This window comes from Kitasatospora sp. NPDC022856 (assembly GCF_055561235.1).
Genome location: NZ_JBVHHE010000039.1, coordinates 24357 through 42584, shown reverse-complemented (window position 1 = coordinate 42584; position 18228 = coordinate 24357). Strand labels below are relative to the sequence as shown.

Here is an 18228-nt window from a genome sequence, read left to right as displayed (position 1 = left end):
CGTGTTACTCGCCTTCGACCATCGGGAGTTCGCTCACCCGGTTCTCCCACTTCGTGGAGAGTACGACGGTCGTACGGGTCCGGGCCACGCCTTTCGTGCCGGAGATCCGCTTGACCACCGATTCCAGGCCCTCCACGTCGGAGACCCGGACCTTGAGCATGTACGAGTCGTCACCGGCGATGAACCAGCAGTCCTCGACCTCGCCGAGGTCCTTCAGCCGGAACGCGACGTCCTCGTGGTCGGCCGCGTCGGTGAGCTGAAGGCCGATCAGGGCCGTGACGCCGAAGCCGAGCGACGCCGGATTGACCGTCGCGCGGTAGCCGGTGATGACCCCGGCCTGCTCCAGACGGTTGATCCGGTCCGTGACGCTCGGGCCGGAGAGGCCCACCAGTCGGCCCAGCTCGGCGTAGGACGCGCGGCCGTTCTCCCGGAGCGCCTGGATGAGCTGTCTGTCCACCGTGTCCATATACCGTCCGCGTCCTTCCGAACCTCACCAGACCCACAGATCATTATCCGGATTCAAAGGCGCCGTGCGCGGAACAACCCGGATATCGCAGAGAACATACTCTCCTGCCCCGGGGCCGCCCACTCCCCCCGGGACCGGCCTTCACCCGCCCTGGCCTGCCGGGCGGGCGGCCGCGCCCAACTCGCCCTCCCAGCGCCGGTACAGCGTGTGCGGGACGCCGACGGCGTCCAGGACCCGGCCGGCCACGAAATCGACCAGTTCGCGGACGGTGGAGCCGCCGGCGTAGAAACCGGGCGAGGCGGGGAGCACGACGGCGCCCTGCGCGTCCAGCTCGACCAGGTGCTTCAGGGTCACCCCGTTGAGCGGCGCCTCCCGGACGCAGACCACCAGCGGCCGGCGCTCCTTGAGGGTGACGCTGGCGGCCCGCTGGAGCAGGTCCTTGCTCAGGCCGAGCGCGATCCCGGCCACCGCGCCGGTGGTCGCGGGGACGACCAGCATGCCCTTGGCCGGGTAGGAGCCGCTGGAGGGCCCGGCCGCGAAGTCCCCGGACGACCAGTACCGGACGTCGTCGAGGCCCTCGTCGCCGCCCAGCCAGGCCGCGAGGTCGGCGCGCCAGTGCGCGTCCCGGAAGGAGATGCCGGTCTCGTCCAGGATGGTCAGCCGGGCGGCCCGGCTGACCACGAGGTCCACCGGCTCCCCGGCGGCGAGCAGCGCCCGGATCACCGAGGCGGCGTACGGCGTACCGGAGGCGCCCGAGACCCCGACCACCCATGGCTGACGCGTTTCTGTTCCCATGGCCCCTTTCTATACGGCGGCCCCCGGGGCGGGCCCATCCGCGTTCACCCCTGCGAGGATGGGCGCCATGGCAGCGACCCTCGTCGACCTCACCCATCAGGTGACCACCGCGATGCCGGTCTACCCCGGCGATCCGGCCGTCGTCCTGACGCCCGTGCTCACCACCGCCACCGCCGGGGTGAACGTGCTGGCCGTGCACCTCGGCTCGCAGTCCGGCACCCATGTGGACGCGCCGTACCACGTGGACGTCACCTGGCCCACCCTGGACGGACTCCCGCTGGAGCGCTTCACCGGGCCGGCCGTCGTCGCCGACCTGCGGGGGCTGGAGCCGCGGGCCGAGGTGACGCCGGAGCAGCTCGCCCCGGCGCTGGAGCGGGCGGGCGAGGGCACCGTGCTGCTGCTGGCCACCGGCTGGGCCCGGCACTGGGGCACCGACGTCTACCTGGCCCATCCCAGCCTGAGCGCGGCGGCGGCCGAGGCGATCGTCGCCGCCGGGGTGCGGACGGTGGGGGTGGACGCGCTCAGCGTCGACCCCACCCCCGACCCGGGCCCGGGCGACCCGGCGGTCGCCGCGCTGCTGGCCGACCTGACCGACGAGCACGACCAACCCGCCGCCCCGGAGCCCACGCTGGCCGCGCACCGGGTGCTGCTCGGGGCCTCCGGCGGGGGCGTGATCGCCGAGAACCTGACCGATCTGCGGGCGCTGCTGGACGCCCAGCAGGCCGGCCGGCCGGTGGAGGTGTCGCTGTTCCCGCTGCGTCTGGTGGCCGCCGACGGCGCGCCCGTCCGGGCGGTGGCGCGACTGGGCTGACGCTCGTCGGCACTTGGTCTACCTTGGTCTAGACCATCCCCGGCGGGCGCCGCTACGCTTGCGCGCCATGGCAGAGATCATCGGAGTGATCGAGCAGCTCTGGCGCTACCCCGTGAAGTCCACCGGCGGCGAGCGGCTCGACTCCGTCGAGCTGGACGAGCGCGGCCTGGCCGGCGACCGCCTCTACGCGGTGCGCGACGGCGCCGGGAAGCTGGGCTCCGGCAAGAACACCCGGCGCTTCCGCCGGATGGACGGCCTGCTGCGGCTCTCCTCCCGGCTCGGCCGCCGGCTCGACGGCCCCGAGCTGTTCGACCCGTTGGGCCGGCCGGTCGCCGATCCCACCGCCTTCCTGCGCGCCTACCTCCAGCGCCCGGACGTCGCGCTCGCCCGCGAGGACGCCGTCTCGCACTTCGACCAGCTGCCGGTCAGCGTGCTCACCACCGCGACCCTGGACTGGGTCTGCGGGGCCGCGCCCTCCGTCGTCGTGGACGTGCGGCGGTTCCGGCCCAACATCCTGCTGCGGACACCGCCCGGCACCCCGCCGTTCGTCGAGGACGGCTGGTTCGGCCGCGAGGGCGGCGCCGGCACCGGTGCCCGGCTCTCCTTCGTCCGGGCCAGCGAGCGCTGCGCCATGACCACCGTCGCCCAGCCCGGCCTGCCGCACGCCCCGGAGATCCTCAAGGCCATCGTCCAGGCCCACGACGGCCGGCTGGACGCCCTCGCCGAGGTGGTGGCTCCCGGGCGCCTGAGCGTCGGTGACGAACTGTCACTCGGCTGAGTCGGGCCGCTCCCGTCAGGCCCGCGGGCCACTCCCGGAGGCGGCCGGGAGCAGGCAGAACGGGTGGCCGGCGGGATCGGCGTAGATCCCCCAGGCACCGGCGTCACCCAGCCGGGTGGCGCCGAGGGCGAGGACCTCCCGCTCGGCCCGGTCGAGGTCCGGCACGTCGATGTCCAGGTGCGCCTGCTGCGGGTGGGCCGGGTCGGGCCAGCGCGGCGGCCGGTGGTCGGCCACGCCCTGGAAGCAGAGCACCGGGCCGCCCCCGACGTGCAGGGTCGACCACGCGCCGTCCAGCGACCACCGGGGGTCCGGCCGGTCCACCTCGCCGCCGAGCAGGGCCGCGTAGAACCGGGCCAGCACGGCCGGCTCCGGGCAGTCGAGGACGATGCACTGCAGTGTGCCGATCACGGCGCTCCCTGGTGGCGGACGGGCGGTTCGCCGCCATTGTCCTCCGCGGGCCGGAGGGTGGGACTCACTCCTGCGAGTGAACGTCCCGGCCGGGCCCCGGGATCTGTAGCAGGCTCGTCCGCGCGGCTGGCGCTCCGTCAGCCACGCGGCGACGAACCCTCGGAGAGCCCCATGACGAACATCCCGACCGACCGGAAGTACTCCAGGGACCACGAGTGGGTGCGGTCCCTGGGCAACGGCCGGCTGCGGATCGGCATCACGGACCATGCCCAGAGGCAGCTCGGCGACATCGTCTTCGTCGAACTGCCCAAGCAGGGCGACGTGTTCGAGAGCGGCGAGCCGTTCGGCAGCGTGGAGTCCGTGAAGTCGGTGAGCGAGCTCTACATGGCGCTGGGCGGCACGGTGAGCGTCGTGAACGAGGAACTGAACGACTCCCCCGAGCTGCTCAACGAGGACCCGTACGAGGAGGGCTGGATCATCGAGGTCACCCCGGCGGCGGGCAGCGGCCCGGAGGGCCTGCTGACCGCGGCCGAGTACCAGGACTACATCACGTCCGAGACGGCCGAGTAGCCGCCGTCCGGCCCCGGGGCACGGCGGCGGGCTACCCGGCCGGCCGCCGGCTCTCGGCGGCCACCGCGTCGACCAGGCGTGCCAGCCCCTGCGGGGCGCTCCGCAGGAACAGGTTCGGCTCGATCAGCTCCAGTTCCATCACCACCGGCTCGCGGTCGTCGTTCAGCGCCAGGTCCACCCGCGCGAACAGCAGGGCGTCCGGGGCCGGGACGGCCGCCAACGCCGATCGGGCGGTGCGCAGTTCCGCCTCGGTCGGCAGGTACGGGGTGACGCCGGGGTGGGGCATCCGGTCGTTGTCGATCACCCCGGGCTCGGTCAGCACGGGCCCCTTGCGGATCGCGTGGCTGAAGGCTCCCGCGATGAAGACCAGCGCGCGTTCCCCCTCCTCCACCAGCGGCAGGTACGGCTGCACCATCACCGTCCGCCCCCGCTCCAGCAGCATCCGGGCGTGGCGGAGCGCGTCGGCGGCCCGGCCGGGCTCGTAGCGGGCGGTGTCCTGCGCCCCGGCCGAGACGGCGGGCTTGACCACCACCCCCGGGGCCAGGTCGAAGTCCGCCTCGTCGCAGCGGTCGCCGGGGACGACGAACCGTGTCGGCACGGCCGGGACGCCGCGCTCGGCGAGCACCGACAGATAGCGCTTGTCGCTGTTCCAGCGCACCACCGGGGCCGGGTTGCGCAGCCGGGTGACGCGGGCCGTCGTGTCGGCCCAGGCCAGGAACTCGTCGAGGCGTTCCGCGTAGTCCCAGGTCGACCGGACCACCGCCAGGTCGAACTCCCCCCACCCCGGGGCGGCCGCGTCCCAGGGCACCGCCTCGGCCGCCAGGCCGCCTGCCCGCAAGGCGTCCACGATCAGGGGCAGGTCGGCGTCGTACTCCGCGGCGGCGGTGGCGGTGACGACCGCGATCCTGGCAGTACCCATGCGTGCTCTCCCGTCCGACCGGTCGACGATCTTCCGAGTCTAGGGAGCGGCGAGGCGGCGGTCCGCGAGCCGGCCTACGGACGGACACCCGGTCGACGCCACCCCTACTCTCGGGGCATGACGACGAGACTGGAGCGACTGCGGGCCGACCACGCGCCGGCCCTGCTGGCCTTCGAGCGGGAGAACCGGGAGTACTTCGCCCGCTCCGTCCCCGACCGCGGGGACGACTACTTCGCGGCGTTCGCCGACCGGCACCGCGCGCTGCTCGCCGAACAGGACACCGGGGCCTGCCACTTCCACCTCCTGGTCGACGAGCGCGGCGAGCTGCTCGGCCGGGTCAACCTGGTGGACGTGGCGGCCGGGAGCGCCGAACTCGGCTACCGGATCGGCGAGCGCGCCGCCGGCCGGGGCGCGGCGACGGCGGGCGTCGAGGAGGTGTGCCGCCTGGCCGCCGCGGAGTACGGCCTGACCGGACTCACCGCCGTCACCACGCTCGACAACCCGGCGTCCAGGGCGGTGCTGCGACGGACCGGGTTCACCGTGACCGGGGAGACCGTCGTCGACAGCCGCCCCGGTCTGCGCTACCGGCGCGGCCTCGACGCCCCACGGTAGCGGCGGCTCCTCAGCCGAGCGTGCGGGTGCGCTCCAGGACGGCGGCCGGGGCCTTGGCCACCGAGCCGGTGTCGAACGGGGGTTGCGGGTCGTACTCGGTGTAGAGCTGGATGGCCTGGGCGGTGAGGTCGTCGGTGAGCAGGGCGGCGAGCCGCAGGGCCATGTCGATGCCGGCGGAGACCCCGGCCGAGGTGATGATCCGGTCGTGGCGGACGACCCGCTCGGCGGTGTAGGTGGCGCCATGGGCCTCCAGCTCGGCGACCGCCGCCCAGTGGGTGGTGGCGGTGAGGCCCTTGAGCAGCCCGGCCGCGCCGAGCACCAGCGCGCCGGTGCAGACCGAGGTGGTGAACCCGCTCTCCCCGTGCACCGCCCGGACCCAGTCCAGGAAGTCCTCGTCGGCGACCAGCGCCCGGGCCCCGGCGCCGCCGGGGACGAGCAGCACGTCGCAGGACCCGATCTCCGAGTACCGGGTGGGGACGTCGACCGTCAGCGCCCCCAGCGCATCGGTGACCCGCCCCGGCTCGGGCGCGACGAAGCGCACCTCGGCGCCCGGGACACGGCCGAGGACCTCGTACGGCCCGATCGCGTCGAGCGGCTCGAAACGGTCGAAGAGCGGGATCACGATGTCCATGGGCGCAGCGTAACGGCGGCCCCGCCCGGGCCGGTCGGCCGCGCGGCCGGGTTCACGGGATGGAGTGATCGTGCGGCCGCGGGGGAATACCGGGGGCCGTCAGCGCAGCGCGTCGAGCCCGGCCCCGACGGCGGCCCGGAGGCCGTCCTGCGCCGGGCCGAGCGCGTACCGGGCACCCCTGTGACGCGGGTCACTCCGGCGGACCGATGAGTTCGGCGGTCCGCTCCGGTCCAACTCTCGTAAGCACCGCGCGAAGGCGACCGAACACCCCGACAGGAGACTCCCGTGACCGCGTCCGTGAAGGGCCCCGCCAGCTACTTCCCGTCGATCGAGAAGACGTACGGCAGGCCGGTCGCGCACTGGAAGGAGCTGATCCGCTCCTCGCCGCTGACCAGGCACGGCGAACTGGTCGGCTGGCTCAAGTCCGAGCACGGACTGGGCCACGGCCACGCCAACGCCCTGGTGAAGCACACCCTCGACGAGGACGCCGGCCGGTAGCACGGGCCGGGGCCCGGCCGGGGCGTCCGGGCCCCGGCCGGGTACGAGCGGATCCGGGTCAGGTGCCCATACCGCGCAGGAGCAGGTCCACCAGGGCGAAGAAGAACAGCGAGATGCCGACGAAGCCGTTGGTCTGGAAGAACGCCCGGTTCAGCTTCGACAGGTCGTGGGGCTTCACGATGGTGTGCTCGTAGACGAACGCCCCGGCCACCACGAGCAGCCCGACCCAGAACGCCGGACCGGCGTCGGTCAGCACGGCGTACCAGCCGAGCAGCAGCGTGGTCAGCACGTGGCAGGCGCGGGCGCCGCGGATCGCCGCCGGGACGCCGAAGCGCGCCGGCACCGAACGCACGCCCCCCGAGCGGTCGGAGGCGACGTCCTGGCAGGCGTAGATCAGGTCGAAGCCGCCGATCCAGATGCCCACCGCCACGCCGAGCACGACCGCGTCCCAGGACCAGGAGCCGGTGACGGCGAGCCAGGCGCCGACCGGGCCCATCGCCTGGGCCAGGCCGAGGATCGCCTGCGGGAAGTCGGTGAACCGCTTGCCGTACGGGTAGACCACCATCGGCACGACGGCGACCGGCGCCAGCGCCAGGCAGAGCGGGTTGAGCAGCGCGGCGGCGCCGAGGAAGACCACCAGCGCGACCGCCGAGCCGATGTACGCCGTCTTCACCGACACCGCGCCGGTGACCAGTTCGCGCCCGGCGGTGCGCGGGTTGCGGGCGTCGATCTCGCGGTCGATGATCCGGTTGGCGGCCATCGCGAAGGTCCGCAGACCGACCATGCAGACCGTGACGATGAACAGTTCGGCCCAGTGCACCCGCTCGTCGGCGAGGAACATGGCCGTCAGCGCGGCGATGTAGGCGAAGGGCAGGGCGAAGACCGAGTGCTCGATCATCACCAGCCGCAGGAACGCCTTGACCTTGCCGGGCGGGACGTCGGGGAGGGCGGCGGCGGTACTCATCAGAGCCCGTACTCCTTCCAGCGGCGGTCCACCAGGGCGGCGGTGGCCGGGTCGGAGGAGACCATCTCCGGCCAGCCGCCGTCGCGCGTGTAGCCCTCCTCGGGCAGCTTCCGGGTCGCGTCGATACCGGCCTTGCCGCCCCAGAACTGCTGGTAGGAGGCGTGGTCGAGGTGGTCGACCGGGCCCTCCACGACGGTGAGGTCCCGGCTGTAGTCGACGTTGCCGAAGGCCCGCCAGGCGACTTCCTGGTAGTCGTGCACGTCGCAGTCGGAGTCCACCACGATGATCAGCTTGGTCAGCGACATCATGTGGGCGCCCCAGATGGCGTGCATCGTCTTCTGGGCGTGCTTGGGGTACTTCTTGTCGATCGAGACGATCACGCAGTTGTGGAAGCCGCCGGCCTCGGGCAGGTCGTAGTCGACGATGTCCGGGATGATGATCTTCAGCAGCGGCAGGAAGAACCGCTCGGTGAACTTGCCCAGCGGGCCGTCCTCGGTCGGCGGCCGGCCCACCACGATGGACTGCAGGATCGGCCGGCGGCGCATCGTCACGCAGTCGATCGTCAGCGCCGGGAAGGGCTCCTGCGGCGTGTAGAAGCCGGTGTGGTCGCCGAACGGACCCTCGGGCAGCATCTCGCCGGGCTCCAGCCAGCCCTCCAGCACCACCTCGGCGTCGGCCGGGACCTGCAGCGGGACGGTCTTGCAGTCGACCATCCGCACCCGCTCCCCCGCCACGAAACCGGCGAACAGGTACTCGTCGATGTCACCGGGCAGCGGCGCGGTGGCGGCGTAGGTGACGGCCGGCGGGCAGCCGAAGGCGATCGCGACCGGCAGCCGCTCGCCGCGCTTCGCGGCCACCGCGTAGTGGTTGCGACTGTCCTTGTGGATCTGCCAGTGCATGCCGATGGTCCGCCGGTCGTGCCGCTGGAGCCGGTAGAGGCCCAGGTTGCGCACGCCGCTGTCCGGGTCCTTGGTGTGGGTCAGGCCCAGGTTGAAGAAGGAGCCGCCGTCCAGCGGCCAGGTGAACAGGGCCGGCAGGGCGTCCAGGTCGACGTCGTCGCCGGTGAGCACGACCTCCTGGACCGGGGCGTCCTTGACGTTCTTCGGCGGCACGTGGGCCATCGAGGCGAGCTTGCCGAAGGCGTCCCGGAAGCCGGTGAAGCCCTGCGGCAGCTCCGGCTTGAGCAGCCCCGCGATCTTCTCGGCGATGTCCTCGGGCCCCTTGAGGCCGAGCGACTTGGCGAGCCGGGCCTCGGTGCCGAAGACGTTCATCGCCAGTGGCATCGACGAGCCCTTGACGTTCTCGAACAGCAGGGCCGGGCCCTTGGCCTTCTGGACCCGGTCGACGATCTCGCCGATCTCCAGATGGGGGTCCACCTCGGCCTTGATGCGCTTGAGATCGCCCTCGCGGTCGAGGGCCCGCAGAAACGAGCGGAGATCGTCGTATGCCATGCCAGCCAGTATCCGCCACCCGATAGCCTGGCTCGGTCAAGGGCCCCCGTGAAGCCGTCCACCGCTTCCGGGCCGCCCGCCGCAAACCGCCGTCGCCGGGGGAGATCGCCGCCGTGCTGAGGATCCTGACCTTCGTACTCCCGCTCGCCCTCTGGGTGTGGGCGTTCATCGACTGCCTGACCACGCCCGAGGACGAGGTGAAGCACCTGCCCAAGGTGGTCTGGGTGATCATCGTGCTGCTCTTCCCGCTGGTCGGCTCGATCGCCTGGCTGGTGGCCGGCAAGCGGCGCGGCGCGGCGGTGGCCGGCGGCCCCGGCGGCTCCCCGGAGTACGAGCGCCCGCGCGGCGGCCGGCCGCTCGCGCCGGACGACGACCCCGAGTTCCTCGCCTCGTTGAAGAAGGACGACAAGAAGCACGAGGACATGCTCAAGCAGTGGGAGGCCGATCTGCGCCGCCGCGAGGAGGAGCTGCGCGGCAAGGACGAGCCGGAGGACGGCCGGAAGAGCTGACCCGGCTACCCCGGACAGCCCAGCCGGACCGGTTCCGGGGGGGCTGCGGTGTTTTTGGCGCATCCCTACGAGTGGCGGACGCGCCGACCCGCTGCGCCGCGCCCGCCGCGACCGCCCGGCGGCCGTCGGCGGCCCCCTGCGGAGCGCCCCGCCCGGCCTCTCGGCGCACGCCCCTGACCTGCACGTTCCCTCATGTGCAGATCATCTTCCGGAAGCCGTGATGACAGCTTCGGGTAATCGAACGGACACCTACCGTACGCAGTCCCACCGACCGGTTTCTGTGCAGCCCTGACATCTAAACGGACCCGACCTTGTACGGAATCGACGCCGAAACCAGCGTGCGGCCCCTCGTACAGTCATAAGTGAAGAAAGTGATTCGCAGCCGGGGGCACAGCAGACGTTGGCTGTCGGACAGTTCCCTCACCCTTGGAGTGGTTCGAGATGACGGTTGTGCATGAGGCGCCGGTCGGCGACGAGATCCCCGAGATCGCGGCCGACGCCCACGGGCGGGTCGCCGAGCTGCACGAACTGCGCGACCAGGTCCGCCGCGGCCCGAGCGAGAAGGCCACCGAGGCCCAGCACGCCAAGGGCAAGCTGACCGCACGCGAGCGCATCGAGCTGCTGCTCGACGAGGGCTCGTTCCGCGAGGTGGAGCCGCTGCGCCGGCACCGCGCCCAGGGCTTCGGCCTGGAGGCCAAGAAGCCGCACACCGACGGCGTGGTCGTCGGCTGGGGCACCGTGCACGGGCGGACCGTCTTCACCTACGCCCACGACTTCCGGATCTTCGGCGGCGCCCTGGGCGAGGCCCACGCGCAGAAGATCCACAAGATCATGGACATGGCCATCGCGGCCGGTGCCCCGCTGGTCTCGCTGAACGACGGCGCCGGCGCCCGCATCCAGGAGGGCGTCACCGCCCTGGCCGGATACGGCGGCATCTTCCAGCGCAACACCCGGGCCTCCGGGGTCATCCCGCAGATCTCGGTGATGCTCGGCCCGTGCGCCGGCGGCGCCGCGTACTCCCCGGCCCTGACCGACTTCATCTTCATGGTCCGCGAGACCTCGCAGATGTTCATCACCGGCCCGGACGTGGTCCAGGCGGTGACCGGCGAGAAGATCACCCAGAACGGTCTCGGCGGCGCCGACGTCCACTCCGCGGTCTCCGGCGTCTCGCACTTCGCGTACGACGACGAGCAGTCCTGCATCGAGGAGGTCCGCTACCTCCTCTCGCTGCTGCCGCAGAACAACCGCGAGATGCCGCCGACGGTCGTCAGCGACGACCCGGTGGACCGCCGCAACGACGTGCTGCTCGACCTGGTGCCGGCCGACGGCAACCGCCCGTACGACATGCGCAAGGTGATCGAGGAGATCGTCGACCACGGCGAGTACCTGGAGGTCCACGAGCGCTGGGCCACCAACGTGCTCTGCGTGCTCGCCCGGATCGACGGCCACGTCACCGGCATCATCGCCAACCAGCCCCAGTCGCTGGCCGGCGTGCTGGACATCAACGCGAGCGAGAAGGCCGCGCGCTTCGTCCAGATGTGCGACGCCTTCAACATCCCGCTGGTCACCATGCTCGACGTGCCCGGCTTCCTGCCCGGCGTCGACCAGGAGCACGACGGCATCATCCGGCACGGCGCCAAGCTCCTCTACGCCTACTGCAACGCCACCGTGCCGCGCATCCAGCTCATCCTGCGCAAGGCCTACGGCGGCGCGTACATCGTGATGGACTCCCGCTCGATCGGCGCGGACCTCTCGTTCGCCTGGCCGACCAACGAGATCGCCGTCATGGGCGCCGAGGGCGCCGCCAACGTGATCTTCCGCCGGGACATCAACGGCGCCGAGGACCCCGAGGCGATGCGGGCGCAGAAGATCAAGGAATACAAGAACGAACTGATGCACCCGTACTACGCGGCCGAGCGCGGCCTCGTGGACGACGTCATCGACCCGGCCGAGACCCGCCAGGTCCTGGCCTCCTCGCTGGCCATGCTGCGGACGAAGCACGCGGACCTGCCGTCCCGTAAGCACGGCAACCCGCCGATGTAGCACCGCGGTTACCACGCCACCGACCACACACCACACTTGCGCCGGGGGAGAAACCGAATCATGACCGCTTCCGCCGAACCTCTCGTCCGTATCGTCCGCGGCTCCCTCGACGACGAGGAACTCGCCGCCCTGACCGCCGTCCTGCTGGCCCGCGCCGCGGCCGCCCAGCAGGCCGCGGCCGCCGCCGCCCCGATCGAGCCGATCGCCAGCTGGCAGCGCCTGGAGCGCCGCCCGGCGTACTACTCGCCGGTCAGCTGGCAGCAGGCCGCCTGACGGCCCGACACGCCCGCCCGACGGCCGGCCACCCTCCCCGGGTGGCCGGCCGTCGGCGTACCGGGGCCCCGCTCACCGGGCGTCCCTGCCCGGACGGACCCGTCCCGGCCCCGGACGGTCCCGGTCGGGCCCGGGGCGGCTCGGTAGAATACCTACTGGACGGTATGTGATCTCCGCGCCGCCGCGGCCCTAGGATCAGCCGCTGCCGGAGCGTGCGAACTACCCAGGGAGGCTGCGATGGCCAGGCAGGCCCGGGCACTGGCGACCCGCCAGGCGGTGCTCCTCGCGGCGGCCGAAGTCTTCGACGAACGCGGCTACGCCGCGGCCACCATGGCGGACATCCTGGAGCGGGCCGGCGTCACCAAGGGGGCGCTGTACTTCCACTTCCACTCCAAGGAGGAGCTGGCGCTGGCCGTGATCGAGGGCCAGGCCGACTGGCTCGCCACCTGGCGGCCGACCTCCGACAGCCCGGTGCAGACCCTGATCGACCTGGGGTACGCCTTCGCCCACGCCCTGCTGGACGATCCGCTGGTGCGCGGCAGCATCCGGCTGACGATCGAGCACGGCAGCTTCACCCAGCCGCAGATCGAGGCCTACCAGGGCTGGTCGGACGCGGCACGCGCGCTGCTGGAGCAGGCCCGGGAGGCCGGCGACCTGCACCCGGGCCTGGACGTCGCGGCGGCGGCCGGGGTGATCACCGGGGCGGTGACCGGGATCCAGCTGAGCTCCCAGGTGCTGGCCGGCCGCCGGGACCTCCTCCAGCGGATGACCGACCTCTGGACGCTGCTTCTGCCGGGCCTGGTCCAGCCGCACGCGCTCGCCCGGCTCAGCGTGGCCGAGCGGGGCGCGGGCGGCGGCTGATCCGGCGGGGGCCGGTCCGGCGGCGGCCGCCGATCGCGGGGTGCGGCGCTACGGCGCGCAGGTCCGGTAGGCGGCGCAGCGGTCCCCCGGGACCAGCGCGGGCAGCGCCGCTCCCCACAGGCTCCGCACCGCCTCCGGGCGGAGCCGGTCGGCGTCCTCGGGGGCGAGCAGCACCAGCCCCGCCGCCAGGGTGGTGAGCAGTTCGGCGGCCGGGCGCGGGTCCAGCCCCGGGCGCAGCTCGCCGGCCGCCGCCGCGCGCTCCAGCAGCCGCCGGACCACGGCGGTCAGGCTGTGCCAGGCGTCCGAGCCGCCCCGGGCGCCCTGGCCGAGCTGGACTCCGGCCCGGACCACGACGTCCTCGCGGAGCAGCCGGGCCAGTTCGTGCGTGAAGTCGATCAGGCCCTGGAGAGCCGGTCCGCCACCGCGCAGGGCGCGGAGCGCGGCCGAGCCGATCTCGCGCCCGGCCGCGGCCCGGACGCCGTCGGCGAGTGCCTGCTTGGAGACGAAGTGGAAGTAGAGCGCGCCCTTGCTGACGCCCGCCCGGCGGCTGATGTCGATCAGGCTGGCGGACTCGAACCCCGCGTCCGCGAAGGTGACCGCCGCGGCGAGCAGGACGGCCTGCCTGGTCCGACCCGCGCGTTCCTGCTTGACCACTCGGCCCCTCCGGCCTCGGCGCCGGCGAGATCGCGGCTCGCCCGGCTGCTCTCAGGGCGTCGTCGTCGATGGTGCGACGCCTCGCATGCGGACGGGCCATCCCAAACCGCATGGTTGGTATCTAATCTAGCCCCTCGCTCGACGCCGCCGTCCAGGGGGGATCGGCGCCCGTCCGGGGCGCGGACTACTCCCCTCGGCACGTTCCCGCAGTCCAGCCCGCGGGTACCGTGATCACGCGGAGTGCTCGGCAGCGACGACCCCGCCAGTAGTGCGCAAACCGGGTGGTCTGTATGTTTTACCGAGGCCGTCTGCGCGGCCGGTCGGCCGAGACCCGGGAGTGGGGCCAGTCATGCCATTGATCGTAGATCCGGACGCCGGCATCCCCTATGCCCACCCCGGTCCCGGCTACGACTTCCACGAGCGGACCGTCTCCCGGCACCTGGTCCACCGCTCCTGCGTCTCCGACGTCCTCATCACGGGCTGGCAGTCGGCCGGCCCCTACGACTTCCTGCTGGGCGCTCAATGGCCGCGGCTGCACGGCTTCTACCGGCTGCCGGACGACCGGCACCACGACCCGCTGCTGATGGCCGAGACCGTCCGCCAGGCCGGTCTGCTGATCGGCCACGTCGGCTTCGGCGTGCCGCGTGGCCACCACTTCACGCTGGACGAACTCTGCTTCACGCTCGGCCCGGCCGGGCTGGACGGGCTCGCCGTGGGCGCCGGACCGGCCTCGCTGATGCTCAAGGTCGGCTGCCAGGACGTCCGGATGCGGCACGGCCGACCGGCCTCGCTGCGGGTGCACGTCGAGGTCGAGCGGGACGGCCGTCCGGTCGGCCACGCCTCCGGAGAGCTACGAGTGCACTCCCCCGCCGCCTACGCCCGGCTGCGCGGTCCGGGGCCCCGGCCGGTGCCTTCCCGACTGTCCGGCGCGCCCTCGATGCGGGCCGCGGCGCTGTCCGCGCCGACCGCGCCCGAACTCGTCGGCCGCGAGCGGTCCGCCGACGTGGTGCTCGGCGCGTCCCCCGCGCCGGACAGCTGGCTGCTGCGGGTGGACCCCGGCCACCCGGTGCTGTTCGACCCGGCGGCTGACCACGTCCCCGGGATGCTGGTGCTGGAGGCCGCCCGGCAGGCCGCCCAGCGGCTGCGGCACCCCGAGCCGGTGGTGCCGGTCGAGCTGCTGTCCTCGTTCGACCGCCTCATCGAGCTGGACCGGCCCTGCCTGGTGCGGGCCGTCCGGGAGAGCGGCGCGGACGGCCGGCGGGTACCGGTCCGGGTCCAGCTGGTCCAGGACGGCCGGACGGCGGCCGAGTGCCGGCTGCTGACCGAGCCGGCCCGGCAGGAGGCCCGGGACACCCGCCCCGCCGGCTCCGGACGCGCGAGGGGCCTGCCGCTCGCCAGCTGACCCCGGACCGGTGTCCGGGGCCGGCGGGCCCCTCGTCCGCACCCTCAGGCGGCTACCAGCGCCGCGGGGCGGCCGGCGTGCATCACGCTGAGGTTGGCGGCCAGCCTGGTCGGGTCCTGGGCCAGCCAGAGCCGCAGCGCGGCGCCCAGCATGGCGCTGGCCGAGCCGATCCGCACCTGCGTCACCTGGGCGATCCGGGCCGCCCCCGGCACCAGCAGATCGGCCAGCGGCGTCGGCAGCCAGACGGTCAACGCGCACGGCGCGGGGGCCGTCAGGGCGCCCAGCAGCCGGTAGGCGTCCGCCTGCGAGCTGAGCGTCGGAATGATGTCCAGCAGGCCGTCGGCCACGACCTCGGACACGTCGCTGCGGTGCCCCTGGGCGAGTCTGCGGAGCAGCGTGCGCTCGGCGGCGGTGATTCGGACGGTCAGCATGACCTCGTCGCACTCCATTGCGCGATTTCCTCCTCGGTTCCTCCCCGTGCCGGACCGGGTGGCCGGCACGAACTACCCCTGTCGCACCACGGCCCGGCTTCCTTGGTCGGAGCGCCGGGCCGGTGGGTGGTGCAGCCCCGGTCAGAGCCCCGCGTACGAGTGCTTGCCGGTGACGAAGATGTTCACGCCGTAGTAGTTGAACAGGTAGCAGGCGAAGGCCAGCACCGCGAGGTACGCGGCCTTGCGGCCCCGCCAGCCCGCCGTGGCGCGGGCGTGCAGGTAGCAGGCGTAGGCGACCCAGGTGATGAACGACCAGGTCTCCTTCGGGTCCCACTCCCAGTACTTGCCCCAGGCGGCCTCGGCCCAGATCGCGCCCGCGATGATGGTGAAGGTCCAGAGCGGGAAGACCAGGGCGTTGATCCGGTAGGACAGCTTGTCGAGCGTGGAGGCGGCGGGCAGCCGGCGCCAGATCGACGGCGAGGTGCCGAGCGGGCCCTTGGCCAGGCCGGCCGCCATCCGCTTGTCGAAGGAGTCCTTGCCGAGGTACAGCAGGGTCGCGATGAACGCCGCGTACAGGGCGCCGCCGCAGATGATCGCGGTGGAGACGTGGATCGCCAGCCAGTACGAGTGGAGCGCCGGGACGAGCTGCTCGGACTCGGTGTACAGCACCGAGACGGCGATGCCGAGGGTCAGCAGCACCGCCAGGGTGACCGGCAGGCCGAGCCAGCGGACCGGCTTCTTCGTGAGCAGCAGGCCGAGGAAGGCCACCGTCATGGCGAGCGCGAAGGCGCAGGAGAACTCGTACATGTTGCCCCACGGCCAGCGTGAGACCGAGAGGCCGCGGGTGACCACGCCGCCCGCGTGCAGCATGGCGCCGAGCACCGTGAGCGAGATCGCGATCCGGCCCGACAGGTCGGCCTTCTCGCTGGTGCCGGCCGCGCCCGGGCCGTCGACCTCGCCGTCGCCGCGCCCGCTGGTGACCACCGTCGCGCCCTCGCCCGCCAGCGCGGTGCGGGTGAGCGTGGTGGTGCCGCCGCCGGCCGAGGCGACCGTGACGGTCACCTTCTTGCCGCTCCCGGCCGCGGGCGCGGCCTCGGCGACGGTCTCGGCCAGGCCCGCCTGCGCGGACGACCGGACGGCGACGGCTCCCTTGGAGCCGAACGTCCACTCGAACATGTAGGCGAACATGGCGATCAGGTAGACGGCCATGGCCGAGTAGATCAGCTTGTTGGACAGGTCGGCCAGCTGTGGGTCGACCGCCGAGGCGAGATGCACCGTCTACTCCTTGGAGTTCTGGTCGGCAGGGACTGCGGGGTCTGCGGGTGCCGAGGGCTCGGGGGCCGCTGCGGCCCCGTCGGGCCCGGCGGGCTCGGCGGGCCCGGCGGGCTCGGCGGGCTCGGCGGGTTGATCGGGCTCGGCGGCCTCGGCGGGTTGATCGGGCTCGGCGGCCTCGACGGCCCCGGCGGGTTCATCCGGCCGGTGGGGACCGGTCGCGCCGGAGTCCGGCTCGTCGGCCGCCGGAGCGTCGTCCTGGAGGTCGACCGCCAGCTCGGCCAGCTCCTCGGCGGTCTTCGCCGACTCGCTGCGGCCCAGCCCGGCCAGCTCGACCAGGGTGCCGCCGCCGGGCAGCGCCACCGCGCGCACCCAGATCCGCCGGCGCTGCACGAAGAGCGAGCCGATCAGGCCGAGGATCGCCAGCACGCCGCCGGTCAGGGCGATCGCGTTGCCCGGGCGGTGCGAGACGTTGAAGCTGGCCCACTGCTTGTAGCCCTCGAAGGTGACGCTGCCGTAGCCGTCCGGCAGGTCCCACGCCTGGCCCGGCTTCAGCCGGACCTTGGCGATCTTGCCGTCCTGCTGCAGCTGCGTCAGGTTCTTGGTGTTGAGCTGGTAGACGTTCTGCGGCAGGCCGGAGTCGGTGCCGAGGTCGCCCGCGAAGGCGTTCAGCACCAGCGCCGGGTCGGCGTCGCCGGGGAAGAGCGAGCGCGGACCGGTGTTGGCGTCGAAGGCCACCGGGGCGGTCGGCAGGAAGAAGCCGGAGAAGCCCATCTGGGTCCGCCTGCCGTCCTTCTCGCCGTAGTCGGAGACCTTGATGACGCCGGTGGAGGTCAGGTTGGGGTCCTGCGGCAGGAACGGCGTCGCACCGGTGTAGACCACCGTTCCGGCGGCGTTGCGCACGGTCACCACCGGGGCGTAGCCGTGGCCGATCAGGTAGACCTTGCTGCCGCCGATCTCCAGCGGGTGGTTGACCTCGATCGAGCCCTGCTTCAGCTTCGACGCGTCGCTGCCGGAGTAGTACTCGACGTTCGCGGTGAACTCCCGGGCGGCGCCGATCTGGTCGCCCTTGGTCTGGAAGCGCGAGGTGAAGTCGTTGAGCTTCAGGTAGAACGGGTCGAGGTCCTGGGAGCTGTAGAACCGCGAGCCGGTGAAGTCGTCGAGCTGGGTGATCGTGTTGGAGTAGCCCTCGCCGGCGACCATCAGCTTGCCGCCGGTGCCGCTGGCCAGGCTCGCCCAGGCGAAGCCGCCGAGCAGCGCGAACAGCGACAGGTGGAAGACCAGGTTGCCGACCTCGCGCAGGTAGCCCTTCTCGGCGGCCACCGCGCCGCCGGCCAGGTTCGCCCGGAACCGGCGGCGCCGCAGCAGCCGGTGCGCGGCGGCGTTCACCTCCCGGGCGTCCGCCTCGGTGCGCCAGGCCGCGTAGACCGGCATCCGGGTCAGGTTGCGCGGCGCGGCCGGCGGCTGGGCGCGCAGCACGCCGACGAACTGCCAGGTGCGCGGGACGATGCAGCCGGCCAGCGAGACGAACAGCAGGATGTAGATCGCCGAGAACCAGACCGAGCTGTAGACGTCGAACAGCTGGAGCTTCTGGTAGATCGGCGCGACCGTGGTGTGCCGGGCCTTCCAGGTCTCGACCTTGAACTCGTTCTGGCCGCTCTGCGGGATCAGCGAGCCCGGGATGGCGGCCAGCGAGAGCAGGAAGAGCAGGATCAGCGCGACCCGCATCGAGGTCAGCTGGCGCCACATCCAGCGCAGCCAGCCGAACGCCCCTATCCCACCGGGGCCGTCCGACTCGACCGGGGCGCTGGTCAGCCGCTCGGCCGCGTCCTCGACCGCCTGGGGGGGCAGCTCGGTATCGGTCGTGGTCTTGCTCACGG

Annotated in this window: 21 protein-coding genes; 10 read left to right on the top strand and 11 right to left on the bottom strand. The window is 72.9% G+C overall.

Going from position 1 to position 18228, the window contains the following annotated elements:
• Positions 1-4: 4 nt before the first annotated feature.
• A complete protein-coding gene (locus ACZ34W_RS32185; RefSeq protein ID WP_329488232.1) occupies positions 5-466 on the bottom strand; it encodes an Lrp/AsnC family transcriptional regulator in 462 nt (153 codons plus the stop codon).
• Between the two features lie 141 nt (positions 467-607).
• Complete coding sequence (locus ACZ34W_RS32180) at positions 608-1261, bottom strand: UbiX family flavin prenyltransferase (protein WP_352286264.1); 654 nt, start codon at positions 1259-1261, stop codon at positions 608-610.
• 67 nt (positions 1262-1328) lie between these two features.
• Between ACZ34W_RS32180 and ACZ34W_RS32175 the strand changes: the two genes are divergently transcribed.
• Positions 1329-2072, top strand: coding sequence for a cyclase family protein (locus ACZ34W_RS32175; RefSeq protein WP_352286262.1), 744 nt, complete (start codon positions 1329-1331; stop codon positions 2070-2072).
• 67 nt (positions 2073-2139) lie between these two features.
• Entirely contained in the window at positions 2140-2850 is a 711-nt protein-coding gene (locus tag ACZ34W_RS32170; protein ID WP_352286260.1) for an MOSC domain-containing protein, read from the top strand.
• 15 nt (positions 2851-2865) lie between these two features.
• Here ACZ34W_RS32170 and ACZ34W_RS32165 read toward each other — a convergent pair whose 3' ends face one another.
• Entirely contained in the window at positions 2866-3258 is a 393-nt protein-coding gene (locus ACZ34W_RS32165) for a VOC family protein (RefSeq protein WP_465609122.1), read from the bottom strand.
• Positions 3259-3429: 171 nt separating this feature from the next.
• Here ACZ34W_RS32165 and gcvH point away from each other — a divergent pair, with 171 nt between their 5' ends.
• Positions 3430-3828, top strand: a complete 399-nt coding sequence (gene gcvH, locus ACZ34W_RS32160; protein ID WP_465609120.1) for a glycine cleavage system protein GcvH — start codon at positions 3430-3432, stop codon at positions 3826-3828.
• A gap of 31 nt (positions 3829-3859) precedes the next feature.
• Here gcvH and ACZ34W_RS32155 read toward each other — a convergent pair whose 3' ends face one another.
• Positions 3860-4747 carry an ATP-grasp domain-containing protein gene (locus tag ACZ34W_RS32155; RefSeq protein WP_465609118.1) on the bottom strand — a complete coding sequence of 296 codons (888 nt, stop codon included), beginning with the start codon at positions 4745-4747 and terminating at the stop codon, positions 3860-3862.
• 117 nt (positions 4748-4864) lie between these two features.
• Here ACZ34W_RS32155 and ACZ34W_RS32150 point away from each other — a divergent pair, with 117 nt between their 5' ends.
• Positions 4865-5359, top strand: coding sequence for a GNAT family N-acetyltransferase (locus tag ACZ34W_RS32150; RefSeq protein ID WP_329488239.1), 495 nt, complete (start codon positions 4865-4867; stop codon positions 5357-5359).
• A gap of 10 nt (positions 5360-5369) precedes the next feature.
• Here ACZ34W_RS32150 and ACZ34W_RS32145 read toward each other — a convergent pair whose 3' ends face one another.
• Positions 5370-5990, bottom strand: coding sequence for a DJ-1/PfpI family protein (locus ACZ34W_RS32145; RefSeq protein ID WP_465609115.1), 621 nt, complete (start codon positions 5988-5990; stop codon positions 5370-5372).
• Positions 5991-6275: 285 nt separating this feature from the next.
• Here ACZ34W_RS32145 and ACZ34W_RS32140 point away from each other — a divergent pair, with 285 nt between their 5' ends.
• The gene (locus tag ACZ34W_RS32140; RefSeq protein WP_329488242.1) at positions 6276-6488 is read left to right on the top strand and encodes a DUF4287 domain-containing protein; all 213 of its coding nucleotides are present in this window, start codon (positions 6276-6278) and stop codon (positions 6486-6488) included.
• Positions 6489-6546: 58 nt separating this feature from the next.
• Here the strand turns inward: ACZ34W_RS32140 and mqnP are convergent, their stop codons facing one another.
• Positions 6547-7455 carry a menaquinone biosynthesis prenyltransferase MqnP gene (gene mqnP, locus ACZ34W_RS32135; protein ID WP_465609136.1) on the bottom strand — a complete coding sequence of 303 codons (909 nt, stop codon included), beginning with the start codon at positions 7453-7455 and terminating at the stop codon, positions 6547-6549.
• Positions 7452-8903 carry a menaquinone biosynthesis decarboxylase gene (locus tag ACZ34W_RS32130; protein WP_329488243.1) on the bottom strand — a complete coding sequence of 484 codons (1452 nt, stop codon included), beginning with the start codon at positions 8901-8903 and terminating at the stop codon, positions 7452-7454. Before ACZ34W_RS32130 ends, mqnP begins: the two co-directional genes overlap by 4 nt.
• Before the next feature lie 113 nt (positions 8904-9016).
• Here ACZ34W_RS32130 and ACZ34W_RS32125 point away from each other — a divergent pair, with 113 nt between their 5' ends.
• The 4 genes from ACZ34W_RS32125 (at position 9017) to ACZ34W_RS32110 (ending at position 12589) form a co-directional block, all read left to right on the top strand.
• Entirely contained in the window at positions 9017-9412 is a 396-nt protein-coding gene (locus ACZ34W_RS32125; protein ID WP_359803335.1) for a PLD nuclease N-terminal domain-containing protein, read from the top strand.
• 441 nt (positions 9413-9853) lie between these two features.
• Entirely contained in the window at positions 9854-11455 is a 1602-nt protein-coding gene (locus tag ACZ34W_RS32120; RefSeq protein ID WP_329488246.1) for an acyl-CoA carboxylase subunit beta, read from the top strand.
• Between the two features lie 60 nt (positions 11456-11515).
• Positions 11516-11728 carry an acyl-CoA carboxylase epsilon subunit gene (locus tag ACZ34W_RS32115; RefSeq protein ID WP_329488248.1) on the top strand — a complete coding sequence of 71 codons (213 nt, stop codon included), beginning with the start codon at positions 11516-11518 and terminating at the stop codon, positions 11726-11728.
• Positions 11729-11965: 237 nt separating this feature from the next.
• Positions 11966-12589 carry a ScbR family autoregulator-binding transcription factor gene (locus ACZ34W_RS32110; RefSeq protein ID WP_329488249.1) on the top strand — a complete coding sequence of 208 codons (624 nt, stop codon included), beginning with the start codon at positions 11966-11968 and terminating at the stop codon, positions 12587-12589.
• Between the two features lie 48 nt (positions 12590-12637).
• Here the strand turns inward: ACZ34W_RS32110 and ACZ34W_RS32105 are convergent, their stop codons facing one another.
• Entirely contained in the window at positions 12638-13243 is a 606-nt protein-coding gene (locus ACZ34W_RS32105) for a ScbR family autoregulator-binding transcription factor (RefSeq protein ID WP_329488250.1), read from the bottom strand.
• A 349-nt stretch (positions 13244-13592) separates the two neighbouring features.
• Between ACZ34W_RS32105 and ACZ34W_RS32100 the strand changes: the two genes are divergently transcribed.
• The gene (locus ACZ34W_RS32100; protein WP_465609111.1) at positions 13593-14645 is read left to right on the top strand and encodes a ScbA/BarX family gamma-butyrolactone biosynthesis protein; all 1053 of its coding nucleotides are present in this window, start codon (positions 13593-13595) and stop codon (positions 14643-14645) included.
• 44 nt (positions 14646-14689) lie between these two features.
• On the opposite strand, the gene ACZ34W_RS32095 is transcribed toward ACZ34W_RS32100, so the two are convergent.
• The 3 genes from ACZ34W_RS32095 to resB form a co-directional block, all read right to left on the bottom strand.
• Entirely contained in the window at positions 14690-15094 is a 405-nt protein-coding gene (locus tag ACZ34W_RS32095) for a hypothetical protein (RefSeq protein ID WP_329488253.1), read from the bottom strand.
• Between the two features lie 123 nt (positions 15095-15217).
• Positions 15218-16351 (bottom strand): c-type cytochrome biogenesis protein CcsB, encoded by a 1134-nt coding sequence (gene ccsB, locus ACZ34W_RS32090; RefSeq protein WP_329488254.1) that lies wholly within the window; start codon positions 16349-16351, stop codon positions 15218-15220.
• Between the two features lie 3 nt (positions 16352-16354).
• Positions 16355-18226 carry a cytochrome c biogenesis protein ResB gene (gene resB, locus ACZ34W_RS32085; RefSeq protein ID WP_465609108.1) on the bottom strand — a complete coding sequence of 624 codons (1872 nt, stop codon included), beginning with the start codon at positions 18224-18226 and terminating at the stop codon, positions 16355-16357.
• Positions 18227-18228: the final 2 nt, after the last annotated feature.

Bases quoted from the DNA above. Each gene is read 5' to 3' on its own strand.
- ACZ34W_RS32185 (WP_329488232.1), bottom strand. From the start codon at position 466: ATGGACACGGTGGACAGACAGCTCATCCAGGCGCTCCGGGAGAACGGC.
- ACZ34W_RS32155 (WP_465609118.1), bottom strand. From the start codon at position 4,747: ATGGGTACTGCCAGGATCGCGGTCGTCACCGCCACCGCCGCCGCGGAG.
- ACZ34W_RS32170 (WP_352286260.1), top strand. From the start codon at position 2,140: ATGGCAGAGATCATCGGAGTGATCGAGCAGCTCTGGCGCTACCCCGTG.
- ACZ34W_RS32115 (WP_329488248.1), top strand. From the start codon at position 11,516: ATGACCGCTTCCGCCGAACCTCTCGTCCGTATCGTCCGCGGCTCCCTC.
- ACZ34W_RS32130 (WP_329488243.1), bottom strand. From the start codon at position 8,903: ATGGCATACGACGATCTCCGCTCGTTTCTGCGGGCCCTCGACCGCGAG.
- ACZ34W_RS32100 (WP_465609111.1), top strand. From the start codon at position 13,593: ATGCCATTGATCGTAGATCCGGACGCCGGCATCCCCTATGCCCACCCC.
- ACZ34W_RS32095 (WP_329488253.1), bottom strand. From the start codon at position 15,094: ATGGAGTGCGACGAGGTCATGCTGACCGTCCGAATCACCGCCGCCGAG.
- ACZ34W_RS32150 (WP_329488239.1), top strand. From the start codon at position 4,865: ATGACGACGAGACTGGAGCGACTGCGGGCCGACCACGCGCCGGCCCTG.
- ACZ34W_RS32120 (WP_329488246.1), top strand. From the start codon at position 9,854: ATGACGGTTGTGCATGAGGCGCCGGTCGGCGACGAGATCCCCGAGATC.
- ACZ34W_RS32110 (WP_329488249.1), top strand. From the start codon at position 11,966: ATGGCCAGGCAGGCCCGGGCACTGGCGACCCGCCAGGCGGTGCTCCTC.
- ACZ34W_RS32175 (WP_352286262.1), top strand. From the start codon at position 1,329: ATGGCAGCGACCCTCGTCGACCTCACCCATCAGGTGACCACCGCGATG.
- gcvH (WP_465609120.1), top strand. From the start codon at position 3,430: ATGACGAACATCCCGACCGACCGGAAGTACTCCAGGGACCACGAGTGG.
- ACZ34W_RS32145 (WP_465609115.1), bottom strand. From the start codon at position 5,990: ATGGACATCGTGATCCCGCTCTTCGACCGTTTCGAGCCGCTCGACGCG.
- ACZ34W_RS32180 (WP_352286264.1), bottom strand. From the start codon at position 1,261: ATGGGAACAGAAACGCGTCAGCCATGGGTGGTCGGGGTCTCGGGCGCC.